16 protein-coding genes are annotated in these 20372 nt (G+C 72.4%); 5 read left to right on the forward strand and 11 right to left on the reverse strand.

Annotated elements, in window-relative coordinates:
- From manA to ACQEU8_RS32030, 5 genes are all read right to left on the reverse strand, one after another.
- The gene (manA, locus tag ACQEU8_RS32010; protein ID WP_433107298.1) at window positions 1-1182 is read right to left on the reverse strand and encodes a mannose-6-phosphate isomerase, class I; all 1182 of its coding nucleotides are present in this window, start codon (window positions 1180-1182) and stop codon (window positions 1-3) included.
- A gap of 84 nt (window positions 1183-1266) precedes the next feature.
- The gene (locus ACQEU8_RS32015; RefSeq protein WP_433107300.1) at window positions 1267-2571 is read right to left on the reverse strand and encodes an SIS domain-containing protein; all 1305 of its coding nucleotides are present in this window, start codon (window positions 2569-2571) and stop codon (window positions 1267-1269) included.
- Window positions 2572-2662: 91 nt separating this feature from the next.
- A complete protein-coding gene (locus tag ACQEU8_RS32020) occupies window positions 2663-2836 on the reverse strand; it encodes a Trm112 family protein (RefSeq protein ID WP_078514689.1) in 174 nt (57 codons plus the stop codon).
- A 109-nt stretch (window positions 2837-2945) separates the two neighbouring features.
- Complete coding sequence (locus ACQEU8_RS32025; protein ID WP_433107303.1) at window positions 2946-4331, reverse strand: phosphomannomutase/phosphoglucomutase; 1386 nt, start codon at window positions 4329-4331, stop codon at window positions 2946-2948.
- A gap of 85 nt (window positions 4332-4416) precedes the next feature.
- Complete coding sequence (locus ACQEU8_RS32030; protein WP_433107305.1) at window positions 4417-4863, reverse strand: DUF3499 domain-containing protein; 447 nt, start codon at window positions 4861-4863, stop codon at window positions 4417-4419.
- Window positions 4864-5152: 289 nt separating this feature from the next.
- On the opposite strand from ACQEU8_RS32030, the gene ACQEU8_RS32035 reads away from it, so the two are divergent.
- A complete protein-coding gene (locus ACQEU8_RS32035) occupies window positions 5153-5602 on the forward strand; it encodes a metallopeptidase family protein (protein ID WP_433107307.1) in 450 nt (149 codons plus the stop codon).
- Between the two features lie 163 nt (window positions 5603-5765).
- Here the strand turns inward: ACQEU8_RS32035 and ACQEU8_RS32040 are convergent, their stop codons facing one another.
- The 3 genes from ACQEU8_RS32040 to ACQEU8_RS32050 all read right to left on the reverse strand — a co-directional run bounded on the left by ACQEU8_RS32040 (window position 5766) and on the right by ACQEU8_RS32050 (window position 11698).
- Entirely contained in the window at window positions 5766-7388 is a 1623-nt protein-coding gene (locus tag ACQEU8_RS32040) for a DUF5719 family protein (protein ID WP_433107309.1), read from the reverse strand.
- Window positions 7385-11152, reverse strand: coding sequence for a glycosyltransferase family 2 protein (locus ACQEU8_RS32045; RefSeq protein ID WP_433107311.1), 3768 nt, complete (start codon window positions 11150-11152; stop codon window positions 7385-7387). The genes ACQEU8_RS32040 and ACQEU8_RS32045 overlap by 4 nt, the downstream gene beginning before the upstream one ends.
- A gap of 282 nt (window positions 11153-11434) precedes the next feature.
- Window positions 11435-11698: a WhiB family transcriptional regulator gene (locus tag ACQEU8_RS32050; RefSeq protein ID WP_004952403.1), complete on the reverse strand. Its 264-nt coding sequence runs from the start codon at window positions 11696-11698 to the stop codon at window positions 11435-11437.
- 795 nt (window positions 11699-12493) lie between these two features.
- Between ACQEU8_RS32050 and ACQEU8_RS32055 the strand changes: the two genes are divergently transcribed.
- The 3 genes from ACQEU8_RS32055 to ACQEU8_RS32065 all read left to right on the forward strand — a co-directional run bounded on the left by ACQEU8_RS32055 (window position 12494) and on the right by ACQEU8_RS32065 (window position 15505).
- Complete coding sequence (locus ACQEU8_RS32055) at window positions 12494-12988, forward strand: cysteine dioxygenase (protein WP_433107313.1); 495 nt, start codon at window positions 12494-12496, stop codon at window positions 12986-12988.
- A gap of 106 nt (window positions 12989-13094) precedes the next feature.
- Complete coding sequence (gene cofD, locus ACQEU8_RS32060) at window positions 13095-14090, forward strand: 2-phospho-L-lactate transferase (protein WP_433107315.1); 996 nt, start codon at window positions 13095-13097, stop codon at window positions 14088-14090.
- On the forward strand, window positions 14087-15505 hold the full coding sequence (locus tag ACQEU8_RS32065) for a coenzyme F420-0:L-glutamate ligase (protein ID WP_433107317.1): 1419 nt from the start codon (window positions 14087-14089) through the stop codon (window positions 15503-15505). The genes cofD and ACQEU8_RS32065 overlap by 4 nt, the downstream gene beginning before the upstream one ends.
- A 90-nt stretch (window positions 15506-15595) precedes the next feature.
- On the opposite strand, the gene ACQEU8_RS32070 is transcribed toward ACQEU8_RS32065, so the two are convergent.
- The 3 genes from ACQEU8_RS32070 to ACQEU8_RS32080 all read right to left on the reverse strand — a co-directional run bounded on the left by ACQEU8_RS32070 (window position 15596) and on the right by ACQEU8_RS32080 (window position 19458).
- Window positions 15596-16513: a DNA-3-methyladenine glycosylase family protein gene (locus ACQEU8_RS32070; protein WP_433107319.1), complete on the reverse strand. Its 918-nt coding sequence runs from the start codon at window positions 16511-16513 to the stop codon at window positions 15596-15598.
- 111 nt (window positions 16514-16624) lie between these two features.
- Window positions 16625-17707: a sugar phosphate nucleotidyltransferase gene (locus ACQEU8_RS32075; RefSeq protein WP_433107321.1), complete on the reverse strand. Its 1083-nt coding sequence runs from the start codon at window positions 17705-17707 to the stop codon at window positions 16625-16627.
- 185 nt (window positions 17708-17892) lie between these two features.
- Complete coding sequence (locus ACQEU8_RS32080; RefSeq protein ID WP_433107323.1) at window positions 17893-19458, reverse strand: peptidoglycan recognition protein family protein; 1566 nt, start codon at window positions 19456-19458, stop codon at window positions 17893-17895.
- A 78-nt stretch (window positions 19459-19536) separates the two neighbouring features.
- On the opposite strand from ACQEU8_RS32080, the gene ACQEU8_RS32085 reads away from it, so the two are divergent.
- Entirely contained in the window at window positions 19537-20292 is a 756-nt protein-coding gene (locus ACQEU8_RS32085) for a TIGR03089 family protein (protein ID WP_433107325.1), read from the forward strand.
- Window positions 20293-20372: the final 80 nt, after the last annotated feature.

Raw genomic sequence — 20372 nt, forward strand, 5'->3', positions numbered from 1 at the left:
TCAGACGGCCACGGTGGCGCGGAAGAGCGTACCGTCACCCGAGATCTGTACCGGCTCTCCGGCCGCAACATATGCGGACTGTCCAGGTGCGAGGCTCAGATCCTCCCCGCCGTCCCCGTCGTGCAGTACGACGGCTCCCGCTGTGCACAGCAGGATCTGGACGGCAGGCGCCTGCAGTGAGTGCGGTGCGGCGCCGGGGACGAGGACGAAGCGGGAGAGCCGGAATTCGCCGACAGGTGTCTCGTAGACCTCCTCGCCGCCCGCGTCGTCCGCCTCGGGCCGCAGGACGCCGGGTTCCGTCGGCTCGAAGCGGACGATGCGCAGGAGTTCGGGCACGTCCACGTGCTTGGGCGTCAGACCGCAGCGCAGCACGTTGTCGGAGTTGGCCATGATCTCGACGCCGAGGCCGCTGAGGTAGGCGTGCGGGACGCCCGCTGCGAGGAACAGTGCCTCACCGGGGCGCAGCACGACGTGGTTGAGGAGCATCGCGGCGAGCACCCCGGGGTCGCCCGGGTAGTGGTGGGCGATATCCGCGTAGACGGCGTACTCGGGGCGTTCGGAGGCCGCTTCGGCGGCTTCGGCGACCGTGGCGGCCATCGCCTCCCGCTCGGCCGTCAGGAGAGCCGTCAGGACCTCGCGCAGCGCCTCGCTGCCGGGGCGGGCGCGCAGGATGTCGGCGTACGGCTTGAGCGCGTTCACGCCCAGGCCCTCCAGCAGCGCCGCGGCCTCCTGTGGGTGCCGGAAGCCGCACAGCCCCTCGAACGGGGTGAGGGCGCAGATGAGTTCGGGCTTGTGGTTGTCGTCCTTGTAGTTGCGTTCCGAGGCGTCCAGCGGGACGCCGCGTGCCTCCTCGTCGGCGTAACCCTGGGCCGCCTGCGTGCTGTCGGGGTGTACCTGGAGGGAGAGCGGAGCCGCGGCTGCGAGCAGCTTCAGCAGGAACGGCAGCCGGCGTCCGTACGTGCGCACTGTTGCAACGCCCAGTTCACGCTCCGGGCCGGCAGCGATCACCTCGGTCAGCGGGAGTGGTCCGGTGCCCCTGTCGACGCGGGAGGGTGCGCCGGGGTGGGCACCCATCCACAGTTCGGCCTGCGGCCGGCCGGTGGGCTGCTCGCCGAGCAGTTCCGGGATGGCGGTGGTGGAACCCCAGGCGTACGGCCTGACGGTGTTCTCCAGACGGTCCATAAGGTGTGCTGTTCCTGTCGTGCTCAGAGGAGTCCGTGCGGGGTGCGGAAGTCCGTGCGGGCTGCGGGCTGTCGGGCGCCGCGGTCACGCCCAAGGGGAGTCGCTGTCGGCGAGCGTGAGGTAAACGGCGGAGAAATCGGCGGTGGCGATCAGTTCGGCCGCCGCCTCCAGCGGGCTGCTGCCCTCGGCCGGTTCCAGCTCGCTGAGTGCTGCCTCGTGCGCGTACGCCAGATCGCGGGCCGCCACGGTCGCCGACTCGCCGCCGGGTGCTGCCTCGCGCAGCAGGACGACGCGGGCGCGGGTCGTCTCCGGTTCCTCGACGCGGTCGCGGAAGAAGTCGTCCGGGTTGGAGCCCGGGGCGAAGGGACCCGCCAGCAGCGCGCCGTGCGCTGTCATGGCCTCGGGCAGTTCCGCCGCGAGGGCGGGCCGGCCGCAGAGCGCGGCGAGGACGGCGGACCAGTGGCGCGCGGCGGCGCCCGCGATGCTGCCCTCGCTCCACAGCAGCGGCACGGCGCCCGACAGTTCGACGGCCAGGGTCTTGCCGGGGTTGCTGTAGGGCGCGATGGCGGGGCCGCAGCGTTCGGCGATCTCGTCCAGCCGGTCGGCGAGTGCGGTGAGGGCTGAAGGGCCGGTCTGGGTGAGGCCGAGCCGGTCGGTCAGGAGCAACAGCGGGGTGAGCAGCGCCCAGAACGTGCCGGGTGCGCCGATGGGCTGTCCGGCCTGCGTCGCGAGGGCCTGTCGAGACCCCGGGCCGGACTCCTCGCCGTCCGGACCGGCCCCGGGCCCGGCGTTCGGACCCGTCCCGCCGTTCCGGCCGTTCCCGCCGTCCGGTCCGGCAGGTACGCCCGCGTCCAGAGGGTGCTCGGGGACATCCGGCGAGGGGTAGATGTCGTACGGGCCCGGCGCCAGCGGCACCGCGAGGCCGCGGGTCTCGCCGAGCGCGTCGGCCAGCGGCGCACCCTCCGGCGTGACGGCGACGACGGTGCAGCCGCGGCGGTACGCCTGGTCGACCAGGGCCGTGAGGCCGGGCTCGGTCCCGTCCGGGGTGACGAGCAGCAGGAGGTCCACCGGTCCGGCCCAGCCGGGCAGCGGCCAGCGCAGTGCCCCGGTGGCCGCGTGGGCGCCGGAGGGGCGCAGTCTGGTGACGGGAACGGCGCCGTTGGTGAGGGCGCCGAGCAGGTCGGTGACGCACGCGGTGGCGGGTCCGGGTCCGGCGACCAGCAGCGCGCGGGGGCGGCCCTCAGGCTGGAGCTTGTCCAGGCCCGCCTCGGTGGCGTGGCGCAGCCCCGTGCGGACACGTGCTCCGGCCTGTGCGGCGCCGCGCAGCAGTCCGCGTACGTCGGCTCGGGCCAGAGCCTCGGGGGCATCGAGGAGCGTCTCGTCGAGCATCTTCCGTGGCCTCCGATCGGCTTCCGGTGCTGCGCGTACGGGCGCGTGCTGTGCGGTCCCGGCAGGAGTGCCGGATGACAGCTGGCGCCGACTAGGCGGGGCGGCGGGCCTCGTCCACCAGGAGCACCGGGATGCCGTCGCGCACCGGATACACCAGTCCGCACTCCGCGCCGCCGGTGCACAGCAGTTCGTCGCCCTCCTCGCGCAGCGGCGCGTGGCACGCCGGACAGGCGAGGATCTCAAGGAGTCCGGCTTCGAGCGGCATGTGTTCCTCCAGGTGCGGTGCGCGGCAGCTGTGTGCTGACTGTGCAGCTGTGTGCTGGCTTGTGCGGTCAGGGTACCGCCGGGGGCGGCCGACGGTACCGGGGCGGCTGTCAGACCGCTGAGGTGGGCTCGCCCTCCGCCCGGACGATGGCCAGCACCTCGTCGCGGATGCGCTCGACAGTTGCGGCGTCGCGGGCCTCCACGTTCAGCCGCAGCAGCGGTTCGGTGTTGGAGGGGCGGAGGTTGAACCACCAGTTGACGCCGGTGACGGTGAGTCCGTCCAGTTCGTCCAGTGTGACGCCCTCGCGTCCCGCGAAGGCCGCCTTGACGGCTGCTGTGCGGTTGAACTGGTCCTGGACGGTGCTGTTGATCTCGCCGGAGGAGGCGTAGCGGTCGTAGCGGGCGACGAGCCGGGAGAGCGTGCCGTCCTGCCGCCCCAGCGCGGCCAGTACGTGCAGGGCGGCGAGCATGCCGGTGTCGGCGTTCCAGAAGTCGCGGAAGTAGTAGTGCGCCGAGTGCTCGCCGCCGAAGATCGCGCCTGTCCTGGCCATCTCCTGCTTGATGAAGGAGTGGCCGACCCGGGTGCGGACGGGCATTCCGCCGCTTTCCCTGATGACCTCGGGGACGGACCAGGAGGTGATGAGGTTGTGGATCACGGTGGAGCCGGGCTCCTTGGCCAGCTCGCGGGAGGCGACGAGCGCGGTGATCGCCGACGGGGAGACCGGGTCGCCGTTCTCGTCCACCACGAAGCAGCGGTCGGCGTCGCCGTCGAAGGCCAGTCCGATGTCGGCGCCGACCTCGCGCACCCGGCGCTGGAGGTCGACCAGGTTCTTCGGATCGAGCGGGTTGGCCTCGTGGTTGGGGAACGTGCCGTCCAGCTCGAAGTACATCTCATGGAGTTCGACCGGCAGTCCGGCCAGTACGAAGGGGACGGTGAGGCCGCCCATCCCGTTGCCCGCGTCGACCACGACCTTGAGGGTGCGGATGTCCGCCAGGTCGACCAGGGAGTGCAGATGCGCCGCGTAGTCCTCCAGCATGTCCCGCTCGGTGACGGTGCCTTGGGGCTTGTCGGAGGCGGGCGCGCCGCCCGCGTCGGACCACTGCTCGACCAGGGAGCGGATCTCGGCCAGTCCGGTGTCCTCGCCCACCGGGCTCGCACCGGCTCGGCACATCTTGATGCCGTTGTACTGGGCGGGGTTGTGGCTCGCGGTGAACATCGCGCCAGGCAGGGCGAGTTTACCGCTGGCGAAGTAGAGCTCGTCGGTGGAGCACAGGCCGATCTCGGTGACGTCGGCGCCCTGTCCGGCCGCGCCCTGCCCGAAGGCCCGTACCAGGCCGGGCGAGGAGGGCCGCATGTCGTGTCCGACGACGATGGCGGAGGCCTCGGTGACGCGGACGAACGCGGCGCCGAAGAGCTCCGCTGTCGTCTCGTCCCACTGGTCCGGCACCACACCGCGCACGTCGTACGCCTTCACGAGCTGAGACAGATCAGCCACGGCCAGCCTCTCCTGGGGTCGTCGGTCGGCAACGGGGCCAAATCTACCCGCGCGGGTGAGGGCTGCCGCGAGGCAGCACGGTGCGCTACGGCTCCGGGGACCGCAGGACCCTCAGATGGCCGCGCCGGGCGACCTCCATGGGATCGGCATCGCGTCCGTCCGGGCCGCTGAGCCGGTCCTTGGGGGCGGGCTCCGGCGGCTCGGGGCGCGGCGTCCTGGCCGCTTCCCGCACGGCGTTGGCGAGGGCTTCCAGGTCGTCGCTGCTGGGGCGGGCCGCCGCCGTGTCGACGGCGAGCCTGACCACCTCCCAGCCGCGGGGTGCCGTGAGCCGTTCGGAGTGCTCCGCGCACAGGTCGTAGCAGTGCGGCTCGGCATAGGTGGCGAGGGGGCCCAGGACGGCGGTGGAGTCCGCGTAGACGTACGTCAGCGTCGCGACGGCGGGACGACCGCAAGCGGTGCGCGAACAGCGACGTACAGGGCTCACGACGTTGGACCGTACCGCACTCTTGAGCGGGCTGCGACGACTCTCCATGACGTCACCCTGCCGTGTCGTCCGCGTTCGCCGGAAACGCCTGATCTGCTGAAAGGCGTGCACGGCGACCGGGTGAGCGCCCCCTGGCCGACGGCCCGCGGACACGATCATTCCGCGAAGCGCTCGCCATTCGTCTGATTGCGGTCATTTCCCATGCCTCGTTCCGTCCAGAAGGGCGATCAAAGCGACAGAAAGGGCGAAGAGTCTTCATGCGCTGATATGCGGGAGATGCTCGGCAGCCGCCCGTCGTGCCTCGCACCGGACCAGCGGCGGGCTAGGCTCAGAGGTGATGGACAGCCCCGTACCGCCGCGCCGGGCCGAATCCCGGCCGCGCCGCCGAGACCGCCACGGCCGTGGCATGCGCGGCCCCATCGCCCCTCCCCAAGTGCCGCTCGCCATCAGCCGGGCGGAGGCGTTCGACGATCTGGTGCGCGACTCGGTGACCCGGCTGGAGAGGCACTGGCCGCAGCTGGCCGGCGTCGAGTTCGCCGTCCAGGAAGTGCCGCGGTCCGACAACGGCGAGGTGCGCGAGGGCGACGACGCCGTGCCGCTCGGCCGCGTCACACAGGGCGGCGGCGAGCGTCCGGACCGCGTGATCGTCTTCCGGCGCCCGGTGGAGATCCGCAGCCGGACCAGGGACGAGCGCGCCCTCCTCGTGCACGAGGTCGTCGTGGAACAGGTGGCCGAACTGCTGGGCCTCGCACCCGAGTCGGTCGACCCCCGGTACGGACAGGACTGAGCCCGCGCGCCGGCCGTATCCGCTCCGCACGGCCGTATCCCGCACCGCGGCGTGGGCGTCCTTCGTCCGCGGCCCGGTGGCCCGGCGCAGTAGAGGCGCGAGCGCACCGCTCGCAAGAGGCCGCCCCAAGGCGCAGCGGCTCACCTGTCGTCGGCGCAGCGGCTCACTTGTCGTCGTTCAGCACCGACAGGTCCTGGGCCGACTCCGGGACCGCCACCGTGCTCCGGTCGTCGGGGAGCGTCTGGACGGTGAAGGCCGGAAGGCCGGACTGTTCGCGCTCCAGGGTGCGGGAGGCGTACAACGGGCCGCCGGAGAGGCGCTCCACGGTCACGGCACAGGTGCCCTTGGCGCCGGTGGGCCGGGGCGGGGTGAAGGCCTTGGTGGTGTGGCCCTTGACCGTGACAGTGGTGCTCTTGGGACTGCCGCCGCTGCCGGGCGACGCGGTCACCCGCACCCTCGCCCCGGCCTCCGGCGCGGTCAGCGCCAGGGTGGCACCGGTCGCGCTGGTACCGGCGGCGGTGGCGCGCTTTTGCACCGGTGCCGTCGCGGGGATGAACGCCGTCTCCTGCTTGCCGCCCTTGCCGCGGAGGACCCGCGCAGCAGCCACCACGCCGGGAGCGTCCTCGCCGTCCTCCGTGGGGGAGAGCACCAGTGAACCGGCCTCGCCCTTGGTGAGGTCCTTGAGATCGACGGTGGTGACCATGCCCGCCTTCACATGCAGGGTCTCGTACCCGGCGGGGCTGATCAGCCCGGAGCGGCCCGCGAGCTTCACCTTGAGGTCGGCGTCCTCGCCCCCGGGTGCGAAGACCGACAAGCGGACCGAGGCGGCGTCCTTCGGGATACCGGGCAGCACCAGGCGAGAGCTCGGGTCGGTGGCGGGCGGCAGCCAGTCGCCGCCCAATTTCCGGTCCGAGGCCTGCACTTGCGCACCCACCCGGCCGGACCGTGCGGTCACGTGCAGCGTCACATTGGTGACCGGTTCGGCAGTGAGGGTGGACAGCAGTACGGGGACGGTGGAGTGCGGCGGAACGGTGATGGCCTCACCGGCCCCCTGGCTCGCCCTCTCCTTGCCCTTCTTGCCGTACAGCTCCAGGTCGACGACCGCACTGCTGCTGTCCGGGTTGGTGAGGTGGACGTAGTCCTGCCGGTCCTCTGCCGTGCTGACAGCGGGGAACCAGAACGACGTATCGGGCACCGAGCAGGACGTGCCCTGGAGACCGCGTCCCGCGCCGGCGGCGATACTCGTCGTCTGCTGCACCGTCCAGCCGGGGGCGAACGGACCATCGGCCGTGCCGGTCAGTGCGGGCGCCTTCGGGTCGTCCGTATCGGCGGTCACGGGCGTGCCGGGGCTGCTGAGGGGGAGGAAGGGTTTTCCGCTTCCCTTGTCGGCTGTCTCGCCGCCCCGGCCCTGCTGCCCGGCGTCCTCTTTGTCCTTGTCGCCCTTGTTGTCCTCGTCCTTCTCGTTCTTCTCGCCGTTCTTCCCGTCCTTTCCGTCGGCCGGGCTCTGCGGGGTGTCGGTCTCGGCGAGTTCGGCGGGGTACAGGGCCGCGCTGCCCTTCTTGCCGGAAGTGCCCTTGGGTGTGAACGCCTGGTAGGAGGTCTCCGCGACGTCGGAGGCGCTCGGCTGCGGGCAGACCAGAGTGGAGCGCTCCACGGGCTTGTGAGCGGCCGCCTTGGCGCTCTCGCCGCCCTGTGCCGCCTCGTCCGGCGCGGAGAGCGCGGCAACTCCGGTCACCGCGGCGAGCGCGACGGCGACGGCTCCGAAGCTGAGGACTGTGCGGTTCACTGCTGCTCGCTCCCGTTGCCGTTGCCGTACCTGCTGTCGTAGCCCTGCTGGTAGCCGTAGGGATCGGCGGGCTGCTGAGCCGCGTACTGCTGCGCCTGCCAGTCCTCGTAGGAGGCGGGCTGCTGATACGCGTCGTACCCCGGCTGCTGGTCGTAGGACGGCTGCTCGTAGGGCTGCTGCTGTTCGTACGACTGCTGTTGCTCATACGGCTGCTGCTCGTACGGCTGCTGCGGGACCTGGCCGTAGGAGGGCGCGCCGTAGGCGTCGTGGGAGGGCTGCTCGTACGGGGCGGCCGGGGCGGGCTGCCCGTAACCCGCCTGGTCGGCGTACGGGGGCTGCTGCGGCACATAGGGCTGCTGCTGACCGTACGGGTCGTACGCCGGCTGTTCGGGCACGGGCGGCGGAGCCTGCGGCGTGGGCGGCAGGTCGTGCGGTGCGGGCGGTGTCTGGGCCTCGGCGGCGGCGCGGAGCCTGCGCGCCCTGCGGCCCTCCCCCGCGGCGGACGGCTCCGGCACCGGCGGGGCGTCCGGCAGGTCGTCGTCCACGTGGCGCCGGCGGCCCGGCAGCGCGAGAACGAGGACGACGAGCAGCAGGAAGCCCTGCGTCCAGACCCAGGCCGTGTGCGTGAGCGGGGTTTCGTGACGCAGCTCCAGCTTGCCGCCCTCGGCGGGCAGTTCGAAGCCCTGGGCCCAGCCGTCGACCGTGACGCTGTCGAGCGGGCTGCCGTCGAGTGTGGCCTGCCAGCCGCTGTCGGCACGGTCCGCGAGCCGCAGCACCCGCCCCGAGGGCCCGGACGGCAGCGTCGCGTGCGACTCGACGGGCCCGGCCGGAACGGCCACAGGCGCTGTCACCGCGCCCGCTGAACCGTTCTCCTGCTTGCCGGGGACGATGGAGACGCGGGAGACCTGCCGGTCGACGCGCCACAGCGCGCTGCCGTCCGCCTGGCTGAGCCGGGTCAGCCCCGGCGTGGCGTCCAGGGTGCGGCTCATCTCGCGCGAGGCACCGTCGCGCAGCAGGACGTACTGCACGGCGTAACCGCCCAGCTGGCTGGTCTGGTCGGCGCCGGAGCCCGCGACGAGGCTGGAGACGATGTGGTCCAGACGCGCGTCGTCACCGTCGGCGGTGAGCTCGGCGTCGCCCAGCCGGGCGCCGGAGCCGCGCGCCAGTGTGTAGGTGACACCAGAGGTGCCCTCCGGCCGGTCGAGCACCAGCGTGCGGGCCTGGTCGCTGGTGCTGCTCTCCTCCGCGACGAAAGCGGGCACCTGCACCGGGTCGCGCCGCGAGAGGGGCCCGTCGGCGCCGCGCACCATCCAGCCGAAGGCGGCGCCCAGCGGGGCCAGCACACAGGCCGCGGCGATCAGGGCGGCCACCGGCTGGCGCCAGCCGAAGCTCTGTGCGGCCACCCGCTCCTTGGCCCCCTCGGCACCGACCGCGGCGGCGCACAGCAGCGCGAGCCCGTACACGAGCGTGGCGGGCCCGGCCCAGGCCGAGCTGTTGGACAGTGCCGCCGCCAGCAGTCCGGCCAGGGCCGCGACCCAGGCGGCGCGTACGGCCAGCTGCCGCTCGGTGCGCAGCAGTGCCGCGAGTCCGGCCAGCACCAGGCCGACGAGGAACAGCCCGTCCGTGGTGCCCGGGCCACCGGGCGAGAGGGTCAGCAGGTCGAGGGGGGAGGCCGCGCCGGTGCCGTACTCCAGTCCTGCCTCGCCCAGGAACCGCCCGGGGTCGGTGAACAGCGACAGCGACCAGGGGGCGAGCAGCACCAGCGGCGTCACCAGGACGACGGCCAGCCGGGCGGCGAGCGCACCGAGCGAGGCACCGTCAGCCCGGCGCGCCGCGAGTGCCGCCGGCGCCAGCACAGCGGCGAGCAGCCAGACGACAGGGGTGAACGCCATCGTGAGGGTCAGCAGCAGCGCGTACGCCCATGCTGCCCGCCAGCCGCCCTTGCCGCGCAGCCCACTCGCCGCCACGGCGGCACGTGCCAGCAGGGGCAGCAGTACGGCGAGCACAGCGGTACCGATATGGCCCTGGGCGAGCGCGCCGGTGGCGGCGGGCAGGAACGCGTAGGCGACGCTCCCCCAGGCGCGCACCAGGCGGGAGTCGACCAGTGGACGGGAGGCGAAGTAGGCGGTGACACCGGCGAGCGGAACGGAGCACACCAGCAGCAGCGTCAGCGCCAGGCCCGTACTGCCGAACAGCAGGGTCGCGAACGTGGCGAGGACGGCCAGATAGGGCGGCGCGGACTGGACGCCGCCCGTGCCGACGGGATGCCAGCCTTCCGTGTAGCGCGCCCAGAGATCCGACACCCCGTCAGGCACCGGCAGCAGCGCACCGCCCGCGAGCGCACCACCGCCGAGCAGTGCCCGGCAGGCCACCAGGGAGACAACCAGCAGTACGGCGAAAAGGACGGGACCCGGCTTCTGCGCGAGCCGCCTGAAGCGCGCGAACTGTTCGACCTCCAGGAAGTCCGCGTCCTCGTCTCCCGGCCCCGACTCGACGGCACCGTGCCGGCCCCCGGCGGAGGAGTCCGGCTCCGAGCGCCCGCTGAAGCTGCTGGTGACCTGTTCCAGGGTCGCCCGCAGGGTGGCTCCGGGCGGTGGGAAGAGGGGGCGCAGCTCCTTGTGCGTCACTGCCGGCCTGCCCCGTCTGCGGCGTGCGGACAGGATGCGCCCGCCGAGCAGCAGAGTGCCGGACAGTCCGGCGATTTCGTCCAGAGCTTGCCTGGGCACCTTGCCGACCAGATAGGCGAGAGTGCGCAGCAGTGTGCCGACAACGAGGCGCAGCAGTACCCAGGGAAGCAGTGCGCCGGGCATGTTGGCGAGCAGTGTGTAGACGGCGCCCGCCTTGTCGACGCGGTGCGGGCTGGCGCCGCCCCGGCTGGCGCGGCCGACACAGTCGACCGGGCGGCGCTCCCGCGAGGCCGCCTCGGCGTGCCGCATCACGGCGTCCGGCGCGGTCAGCACCCGGTGCCCCGCGGCCTGGGCGCGCCAGCACAGGTCGACGTCGTCCCGCATCAGCGGCAGTCGGCGGTCGAATCCGCCGAGCTGGTCGAAGACATCGCGGCGGATGAGCATGCCCGCGGAGGAGACGGCCAGCACGGGGCGCACCTGGTCGTGCTGCCCCTGGTCCTGCTCGCGCCGTTCGATGCCCGTCCAGCGCCGCCCGCTGTTGGCGATGGTGACGCCCGCTTCCAGCAGCTGTCTGCGGTCGTACCAGCCGCGCAGCTTGGGCCCGGTGACGGCGACCGACGGATCGGCGTCGACGACACGCAGCAGCTGCGTCAGGGTGTCCGGCTCGGGCGCACAGTCGTCGTGCAGCAGCCACAGCCACTGCACGGGTTCGCCGTAGGGCAGCTCCGGCATGTCGTACGCGTCGTCGCGCCAGGTGCGGTTGACCGGGTCCCAGCCGCTGGGCCGCTTGAGATACGGAAGGTCGTCGGGGGTGAGCCAGCGCGCGGTGCGGGCGGCCTCCTCTACGGCGGTGCCGAATCCGGTGCGCCGCGCCATGTGCAGTACGCGCTCGGCGCCGAGCGCGTCGGTCAGCAACTGGGCGGAGTTGTCCGCGCTGCCGGTGTCCGCGGCGATGATGTTCTGCACCGGGCGGCTCTGCTCCAGCAACCCGCTCAGCGCGTCGGGAAGCCAGCGTGCGCCGTCGTGGGCAACGATGACAGCGGTGACGACGTGCCGGGGGAACTCGGGCGGCTCCACGGGGGCCAACCCTGCTGCGGCCGCCTCGTAGTGGGCCGCCATATGGCTGTGCACGGACATCGAGGTAGGGGCCCTCCCCGGGTGCCGGGGCCTCGCGGCAGTGCCGCGGTCTGGCTGCAAGCCCCCGGAAGACGCGTATCGGAGCGGTGAACGCACGCCCTTGCCAGGGTGGTGCGTCGCGGACGGCCCCACACTAACGGCTCGTCCTTGCGCGTCCGGCGGTCCGTGGCAACTGTTCCGGGCGGGCTCCTGGTTGCCCGGGCGAGCGGTGCGAGGGGCACGGCTCGGGTTGCGGGGTGCTGCTGAGCTGTGGCTGGTCGGACGGTCCGATGGGGAACCGGGTCAGACAGCGGCTTTCTTCAGACGGCGCCGTTCACGTTCGGACAGGCCGCCCCAAATACCGAAACGCTCGTCATTCGCGAGGGCGTATTCGAGGCATTCGGAACGCACTTCACACGCGAGACAGACTTTTTTCGCCTCGCGGGTAGATCCGCCCTTCTCGGGGAAGAACGACTCAGGGTCGGTCTGAGCGCACAAGGCGCGCTCCTGCCAGCCCAGCTCCTCGTCCGCCTCTTCGACCAGCAGTTGTTGGAACAGCTCGGTCATGTGCGCCCCTCGATCCGTCTCTTCGACCCCGTGATGCTGTCGTTATCGAACCCTCTTGAACGACACGAGTGAAATTACAAGTGTGCCGATCCGGGGCAGTCAAGCCGAGATCTGCTATTGAGCCCGTTATTCACCCGGCGGAACCAAGCCTTCGCAGTAAGTGTTCAAATCACTACGAACTATGACACTCGCGCTTGGAGTCAGGGGGTTTTGCCCGACTCCTGTATTCAGAACGCGATGACCTGCGATCACGTTCCGCACCACCGCCCGGATGGCCCTGATCACACTCTGATCACGGAAGTGCAACGGCGCACAGGGGCGGCTGGGGCGCCACCTCTCCGGCACGGGGCGGCACAAACCTTTCGCCGCCCATGGGGACCGGAAGGAATGAAAGATTCGCCACAAACGCGACAACAGGTTGACACCTGGGGCACGGGGGCGCTGTTCTGTAGCGCATGGCAGTGACCTCTGAGACCCGTACGGCCCGTGGCGCCCTCGCCGCGCGGCCTGCCGGGGGTGCGCCCGCGCGCCTCCGCGCCGCTTCTCACGTCCTGGAGTCCCACCGCTGTCGCTGTCCGCGCGGCTGTCACGCACGCTGTTGCTGACGCCCGGCTCGGCCTGAGCCGAGCGCCGGCCCCGCTGCCGTCGAGCAACCGCTCCGGCTGAGCGTGCCGCGCTCCACCGCACTCCCCGCCGCGCCCCCGCGCGATCTCCACCGGCCCCGGCCTACCGCCGGTGTCGGTCCCGCCCTCCGTCCGGCCACCGGCCGGCTCTCGTACAAAGGCACTTCCGCACGTGAACAGCGACCTCGAAATCGCCGGCGACCCGCTCGCCATCCCGCACCTTCTCCCCCCTGCCCCCGCGCATCCCGCCACCGTCGCGGACTTCGCCGGGCTGATCCATGAGCTCGCCGCCGACCGGGCCGGCTGGGCGCCGCTGGTGCGCTACGACCCGACCCTGCGCTGGTACCACCGGCTGCGCACAGGCCCCGGCTACGAGGTGTGGCTGCTCAGCTGGCTGCCCGGGCAGGGCAGTGGACGACACGATCACGGGCGCTCGTTCGGCGTGTTCGGCGTACTTGAGGGCGAGTTGACCGAACACGGGCAAGGCAAACGTGTGCTCGGCACCGGAACGGTGCGCGTCTTCGCACCCGGATATGTGCACGAAGTGGTCAACGACGGTCTCGAACCGGTCGTGAGCGTCCACGTCTACGCCCCGGGGCTGACCGAGATGCCGCAGCACTGCTCCGTCGGGCCCGCCGCCGCGCGGGATGTGGCGCAGGCCCACTGACCATGTCGTCCTGGCGCCGTGTCCCGGTGCCGGATGCGGGCGGATGCTGACGGAGGCGTGGCGGACCTGATGTCGGGGGCGGGCACCGGGCTGCGAGACTGTGCCCATGCAGCGCATTGTGGTTCTGGCCGGGGGCATCGGCGGTGCCCGCTTTCTGCGCGGGCTCAGGTCCGCGGTGCCCGACGCGGAGATCACCGTCGTCGGCAACACCGGTGACGACATTCATCTGTTCGGCCTGAAGGTCTGTCCCGACCTCGACACCGTGATGTACACCCTGGGCGGGGGCATCCACGAGGAACAGGGCTGGGGCCGGGCCGAGGAGACCTTCACGGTCAAGGAGGAACTGGCCGCCTACGGCGTGGGCCCCGAGTGGTTCGGGCTGGGCGACCGGGACTTCGCCACGCACATCGTCCGCACCCAGATGATCTCCGCGGGGTATCCGCTCAGCGCCGTCACCGAGGCACTGTGCGCACGCTGGCAGCCCGGGGTGCGGCTGCTGCCGATGACGGACGACCGGGTCGAGACGCATGTGCTGATCGACGACCCGGACGCGGACGGCGGCGAGGGCACTGAGGGTGGCAGCGGCGGCCGCAAGGCGGTGCACTTCCAGGAGTACTGGGTGCGGCTGCGGGCCTCCGTGGACGCACACGCCGTGGTGCCCGTCGGCGCCGACGCGGCCAAGCCCGCGCCGGGGGTGCTGGAGGCCATCGCCGAGGCCGACACCATCATCTTCCCGCCGTCCAACCCGGTCGTCAGCGTCGGCACGATCCTGGCCGTACCCGGCATCCGGGAGGCCATCGCCGACGCGGGCGTTCCCGTCGTCGGGCTCTCGCCCATCGTGGGGAACGCGCCGGTGCGCGGCATGGCGGACAAGGTGCTGGCGGCTGTCGGGGTGGAGACCACCGCGGCGGCCGTCGCGGCGCACTACGGCTCGGGGCTGCTGGACGGCTGGCTCGTGGACACGGTGGACGCCGGTGCGGTCCAGGCCGTCGAGGACGCGGGCATCCGCTGCCGTGCCGTTCCGCTGCTGATGCGCGACGAACAGGCCACGGCTGTGATGGCGCGGCAGGCGCTGGAGCTCGCCGAGGAGGTACGGGCATGACCGCGGCGGTGACCACTCAGACGGCGGACGCCGCCGAGGCCGCTGAGACGACGGAAGAGGCGGGCGTCGGCGGGAGCGTTCCCGGCACCTCGTACGAGGTGTGGGCGCTGCCCGGCATTCCGGAGGTGCGCCCCGGTGACGACCTGGTGGAGCTCATCGTGGACGCCGCCGCCGCTCCGGGCGGGCGGGGGCTGGTGGACGGCGACGTGCTCGTCGTCACCTCGAAGATCGTGAGCAAGGCCGAGGGCCGCATCGTGCAGGCCGACGACCGCGAGGCCGCCATCGACGCCGAGACGGTACGCGTCGTCGCGCGGCGCGGCCCGGCCCGTATCGTGGAGTCCCGGCACGGCTTCGTGATGGCGGCCGCCGGGGTCGACGCCTCCAACACGCCCAAGGGCACCGTGCTGCTGCTGCCCGAGGACCCGGACTCCACCGCGCGGCAGGTGCGGGACGGAGTGCGGGACGCGCTCGGCGTCACCGTCGGCGTCGTCGTCACCGACACCTTCGGACGGCCCTGGCGCGAGGGGCAGACCGATGTGGCGATCGGCGCCGCCGGGGTGCGGGTCCTGGACGATCTGCGCGGCAGCGTCGACATGTACGGCAACCCGCTGGGGGTGACCGTCACCGCCGTCGGCGACGAACTGGCGGCGGCGGGCGAACTGGTCAAGGGCAAGGCGAGCGGGCTGCCCGTCGCAGTAGTGCGCGGACTGGCGCAGCATGTGCTGCCCGCGGACGAGCGGGGCGGCGACGGTGCCAGGGAGACGGCGCGGGCGCTGGTGCGCGAGGCCGCCAACGACATGTTCCGGCTGGGCACTTCGGAAGCCGTACGGGAGGCGGTGACGCTGCGCAGGACCGTGCGGGAGTTCACCGCGGAGCCGGTCGACGGACAGGCCGTACGGCGCGCGGTCGCCGCCGCCGTGACCGCACCGGCGCCGCACCACACCACGCCGTGGCGGTTCGTGCTGCTGGAGAGCGCCGAGTCCAGCACCCGGCTGCTGGACGCCATGCGGGACGCATGGATCACCGATCTGCGGGGCGACGGAAAAAGTGAACAGAGCATCGCCAAACGCGTCAGGCGTGGCGATGTGCTGCGCAACGCGCCCTGTCTGGCCGTGCCCTGCCTGGTGATGGACGGCTCGCACACCTATCCGGACGACCGCAGGAACGCCGCCGAGCGGGAGATGTTCGTGGTGGCGACCGGCGCGGGCATCCAGAACTTCCTCGTCGCGCTGGCCGGGGAACGGCTGGGGTCTGCCTGGATCTCCTCCACGATGTTCTGCCGCGATGTGGTGCGCGAGGTGCTCGAACTGCCCGATGACTGGGACCCGATGGGCGCCGTCGCCATCGGCCACCCGGCGGCTCCGCCCCGGGAGCGCCCGGCGCGCTCGGCGGCGGACTTCATCGTGGAGCGGTGAGGCGGCGCTCCCGAGGTCTTACGGCACGCCGCTCCGAGGTCTTGCGGCGCGCCGCTCCCGATGCCTTCACGGCGCGGCGCTCCCGCAGCCTTACAGCGGCGCTATGTTCCCCACCGGGAAGCGGGGCTGACGGCGTGGCATGCGCGGACCGCCCAGCAGGATGAGGCGGCCGGCCCGGTGCCGCTGCCCCGCGTAGGGGGCCAGCAGTTCCAGCATGCCGTCGTCGTCGGTGCCCCGGGCGCCGGTGAGCGCGTAGCCGATCAGGCGCGGCAGATGCAGATCGCCGACCGTGATGGCGTCCGGCTCCCCGTTCGAGCGTTGCAGCACCTCCGCCGCCGTCCAGGGACCGATTCCGGGGATGGCCTGGAGGCGGGCCAGCGCGGCGTCCAGCTCCATGTGTGCGGCCTCCTCCATCCGGCTCGCCCGCTGGAGGGCGCGCAGGATGGCGGCGGAGCGCTTCTGGTCGACACCGGCGCGGTGCCACTCCCAGGAGGGGATGCGCAGCCAGTCGCGAGGATGCGGCATCACCCAGAGGTTCGGGTGCGGTCCCGGGGCGCGCTGGCCGAACCGGCGGACGAGCAACAGCCAGGCGCGGTACGCCTCCTCCGTGGTGATCTTCTGCTCCAGGACGGTGGGGATCAGCGCCTCCAGCACCCGTCGCGTACGGATGAGCCGCAGCCCGGGGTTACGGCGGTGCGCCTCGTGGGTGATGGCGTGGTGCGGGACGAAGGCGTCCGGGTCGTCCTCGGCACCGAGCAGCGCGGGCAGCCCGTCCAGCAGCCACCCCGCCCCCGGCCCCCACGCCTGAGCGCTGACCACACCGTCCGTACCGCCCCGCCTGACGCACACGCGGAGCGTCGCCGGGCCGTCCGGGGTGCGGGTGCCGCGCCAGATCGTGCCGCCCTCGGTGCGGTACGTCGGGTCGTACGGTCCACGGCGCAGCACGCGCAGACTGCCGTGCAGGTCGTACGGGCCCGGCGGGGTCCAGGTGCGGGTGAGTGGCGACACGGGCAGCAAGCGTACGGGCCCGCACCGACAGCCCGGCCGCCCGGCTGCCCCGCTGCGCCGCTGCGCCGCTGCGCCGCTGCGCCGCTGCGCCGCTGCGCCGCTGCCGGGTGGCTACTGGTCCGAGGAGAAGCGCACCGCGCCGGCCGGTATGCGCGCGTCGCACCAGACGCGGATGCCGCCGCGCAGTTCGTTGCCCTCGCCGATGACGGCCCCGTCGCCGATGACGGCTCCGTCCAGCACGGTGTCGGCGCCGATGTGTGCGCCGGCGCCGATCAGCGAGTCCCTGATCCGCGCTCCGGGTGCCACTACCGCACCGTCCAGCAGTGCGCTGCCGTCGATCCGGGCACCTGCTCCGACCTCGGCTCTTTCCCCGGCGACGGTTCCACCGGTGAGCTTCGCGTCCCCCGCCACCGCCGCGCTGCCCAGTATCAGCCGCTCCCCGCATCTGCCGGGTACGGCGGGCGAGGGTGCGCGGCCCAGTACGAGGTCGGCGGAGCCGCGTACGAACGACTCGGGGGTGCCCAGGTCGAGCCAGTAGGTGGAGTCGACCATTCCGTGCAGCTTCGCCCCGGCCGCGAGCAGCCCGGGGAAGGTCTCCCGCTCGACGGAGACGGGCCGCCCGGCGGGGATGGTGTCGATGACGGAACGGGTGAAGACATAGGCGCCGGCGTTGATCTGGTCGGTGACGATCTCCTCCGGCGTCTGCGGCTTCTCCAGGAACGCCGTCACGCGGCCGGTGCTGTCCGTGGGGACGAGCCCGAACGCGCGCGGGTCGGTCACCCGCGTCAGATGCAGCGACACGTCCGCGCCGGCCCGGGTGTGCTGGTCGACCAGGGCCCGGATGTCGAGGCCGGAGAGGATGTCGCCGTTGAAGACGAGCACCGGCTCGTCGGGGCGGGAGTAGAGCCGGGACGCGACATTCCGGATGGCTCCGCCCGTGCCGAGCGGCTCCTCCTCGGTGACGTACTCCAGGTGCAGTCCCAACTGGGACCCGTCACCGAAGTACGGCTCGAAGACCTCGGCGAGGTAGGAGGTGGCCATCACCACATGGTCGACGCCCGCGGCGCGGGCCCGGGCCAGTTGGTGGCTGAGGAAGGGCACGCCCGCGGCGGGGACCATGGGCTTGGGGGTGTTCACCGTGAGCGGACGCAGCCGGGTGCCCTTGCCCCCGACCAGAAGGATCGCTTCTGTCACCTGTTGTCTCTGCTTCCTGCCGGGGTCCGCCGACCGCCCTTCGGATGGCCGGCGGACAGTGTATGCAGACACGTACGAACGCATGAGCGCCCCCGTTCGCCTGTCCCCGGCAGACGCCGTCGGCGGCTCGGCGGTTCACCGGCCCGGCTGCCGAGCCGGGCCGAGCAGGTGGGCGGGCGGATGGCTCAGCGGCCTTGCAGGCGGGCCGCCGCGGTGCGGATCGCACCGAGCTTGCCGTAGAGGCGGGCGCCGGGGCACTCGGTGACATACCCGTCCTTGTGCCCGGAGACCGCGTGGAACCTGATCCTGCTTCCCTTCTTGAACTTGTTGCCGCCGCCGGATTTGAGCCAGGTCTTCTCGCCCGCCCTGACGCCGAAGAGGCCCAGCTTCCAGGCGCTGAGCCGGGCGATGGCTTTGACGGTGCGCTTGGAGGGCTTCTTCTTGTCGTAGGAGCCGAGGACGGCGATGCCTGTGCTGTTGGTGTTGAACCCGTATGTGTGGGCCCCCATCACGGGTTTGGCCACGCCGCCGGCCCGGCCTTCGTAGATGGTGCCGCACTTGTCGACGAGGAAGTTGTAGCCGATGTCCCGCCACTTGCTGCTCTTGACGTGGTATCGGTACATCGCGCGAATGATGGAGGGCGCCTGAGAGCACGCGTAGCTGTTCGTCATGGCGGTGTGGTGCACGAAGGCGGCCTTCACCGTCTTGGTGTACGCGTATCCGGCTTCGCGGAGCTTCTCATCCGCTCCCCAGCCCTTGCGGGTGACGATGCGCGGGCGGGGTCCGACGCGCGCCTCAAGGGTTGGGTACTGGGCCTGGGTCGCCTCCTTGGAGAGCTCGGGCAGCACGGCGCCGCTCGCGACCTGGGCACTCGCGGAGCCAGTTCCGGTTCCGGGTCCGGTGCCCGCTTCCGACCCGGGTTCGGTGCCGGTGCCGGGTTCGGTGCCGGGTTCGGCACCGGTTCCGGTCCCGGGTTCGGTCCCCGTTTCGGCTCCGGTCCCGGTTTCTCCGGCCCCGGTTCCGGTTCCAGTTCCCGTTCCGGTTTCTGTTCCCGTGTCGGCTCCGGTGTCGGTTCCGGTGTCGGTTCCGGCTCCCTCGGGGGCAGTACCGGCCGCGTTGTCCCGCTCCCCTCCCGCGGGCACGTCCGCTGTGCCGGGTGCCTTGTCCGGAGCGGGGGCCTCGCCCGTGGCGGGGGCCTTGCTCGGGCCTGGGTCGACCAGTTCCAGGCGGAGCCCTTCCGGCAGCGGCTGGTGGGTGTTCCGGTCCGGCAGGATCCGGGCCTCGACCCCGTCGGAGCGCCCGACCCACAGCGGGGCCGTCGCGCCCCGGGCGTCTCTGCCCTCGGCGCGCTGTACGCCGCTGGCGTGGACGTCCAGTTGCTGCCAGTCCGACCAACGGCCGCTGTCCGCATCGCGGGTGCGGACCTGGACGTGCCCCGGCAACGGCTGGGCCGCGCGGTCCCAGACGACACCGAGGAGGGAGTACGGACGCACCGTACGGGCCCCGAGCCGTACCGCTGAGCCCGTCTCGCCGGGAGCACGGGCCCCCGGCGTCCCCGCGGCCGGCTCACCGAAGGAGAGCGACTGGGTGTGGCCCGGTACCCCGGACGAGGAGGGGGAGGTGGAGGTCGACGGGGAGGCCGCGGAGGGGGACAGCGCGGCTGCCGTGGCGAGAGGGGCGAGGGGAACGAGCGGCAGCAGCAGGGCAGCCGCACTCGCGACACCGATCGATTGAGCGAGATTCGCACGCATACCCATGATCATGGACATATGTGATCATTCCTGTCTATTGACGCACCGCCAGCTGGGCGCCCGCGTACGCTTGCGCGAATGAACGACTCCGACCGGACCCCCGCCGACCTGCTGCGGACCGCACTGTCCGACGACCCGTCACGTCCCCTGGTGACCTACTACGACGACGCCACGGGCGAACGCGTCGAGCTCTCCGTGGCGACCTTCGCCAACTGGGTGTCGAAGACCGCGAACCTCCTTCAGGACGAGCTCTCGGCCGAGCCAGGCGACCGGCTCGCGCTGCTGCTGCCCGCGCACTGGCAGACCGCCGTGTGGCTGCTGGCCTGCTCCTCGGTGGGCGTCGTCGCCGAACTGGGCGGTGACGCGGCCCGCGCCGATCTGGCGGTGAGCGGACCGGACACGCTGGAGGCGGCCCGCGCTTGCTCCGGCGAGCGGGTGGCGCTCAGCCTGCGACCGATGGGCGGGCGGTTCCCGCAGCCGCCGGAGGGGTTCGTGGACTACGCGGTCGAGGTGCCGGGCCAAGGCGACCAGTTCGCCCCGTACGTCCCTGTCGACCCGGACGCGCCCGCGCTGGCGCTGCCGGAGGGCGGCGAGCTGACGGGTGCGCAGGTGGTGGAGTGGGCGCGCGCGGATGCCGCGGCGCGCGGGCTGGGACCCGGCGGGCGACTGCTGTCCGCGCTGCCGTACGACGGCTGGGACGGCATCAGCGCGGGGCTGCTGGCGCCGCTGGCGGCGGGCGGTTCTGTGGTGCTCGCGCCGCGGCTGGAGCGACTGGACGCCGCCTCTCTCGCGCAGCGCAAGGAGAACGAGCGGGTGACGCACACCGCCGGGTGACCGAGTGGGTGCCCGTACCAGCGGGCCGGTGGTCCGTACAACCTTGCGAGTGGTTCAGGCGTCTGTCTTCGTGACCGGCG

This window comes from Streptomyces sp. CA-250714 (genome assembly GCF_050936705.1).
In the GTDB taxonomy this organism is placed as follows: domain Bacteria; phylum Actinomycetota; class Actinomycetes; order Streptomycetales; family Streptomycetaceae; genus Streptomyces.

Bases quoted from the DNA above. Each gene is read 5' to 3' on its own strand.
- ACQEU8_RS32050 (WP_004952403.1), bottom strand. From the start codon at position 11,698: ATGACCGAGCTGTTCCAACAACTGCTGGTCGAAGAGGCGGACGAGGAG.
- cofD (WP_433107315.1), top strand. From the start codon at position 13,095: ATGCAGCGCATTGTGGTTCTGGCCGGGGGCATCGGCGGTGCCCGCTTT.
- ACQEU8_RS32065 (WP_433107317.1), top strand. From the start codon at position 14,087: ATGACCGCGGCGGTGACCACTCAGACGGCGGACGCCGCCGAGGCCGCT.
- ACQEU8_RS32020 (WP_078514689.1), bottom strand. From the start codon at position 2,836: ATGCCGCTCGAAGCCGGACTCCTTGAGATCCTCGCCTGTCCGGCGTGC.
- ACQEU8_RS32045 (WP_433107311.1), bottom strand. From the start codon at position 11,152: ATGTCCGTGCACAGCCATATGGCGGCCCACTACGAGGCGGCCGCAGCA.
- ACQEU8_RS32085 (WP_433107325.1), top strand. From the start codon at position 19,537: ATGAACGACTCCGACCGGACCCCCGCCGACCTGCTGCGGACCGCACTG.
- ACQEU8_RS32035 (WP_433107307.1), top strand. From the start codon at position 5,153: ATGGACAGCCCCGTACCGCCGCGCCGGGCCGAATCCCGGCCGCGCCGC.
- ACQEU8_RS32080 (WP_433107323.1), bottom strand. From the start codon at position 19,458: ATGCGTGCGAATCTCGCTCAATCGATCGGTGTCGCGAGTGCGGCTGCC.
- manA (WP_433107298.1), bottom strand. From the start codon at position 1,182: ATGGACCGTCTGGAGAACACCGTCAGGCCGTACGCCTGGGGTTCCACC.
- ACQEU8_RS32030 (WP_433107305.1), bottom strand. From the start codon at position 4,863: ATGGAGAGTCGTCGCAGCCCGCTCAAGAGTGCGGTACGGTCCAACGTC.
- ACQEU8_RS32015 (WP_433107300.1), bottom strand. From the start codon at position 2,571: ATGCTCGACGAGACGCTCCTCGATGCCCCCGAGGCTCTGGCCCGAGCC.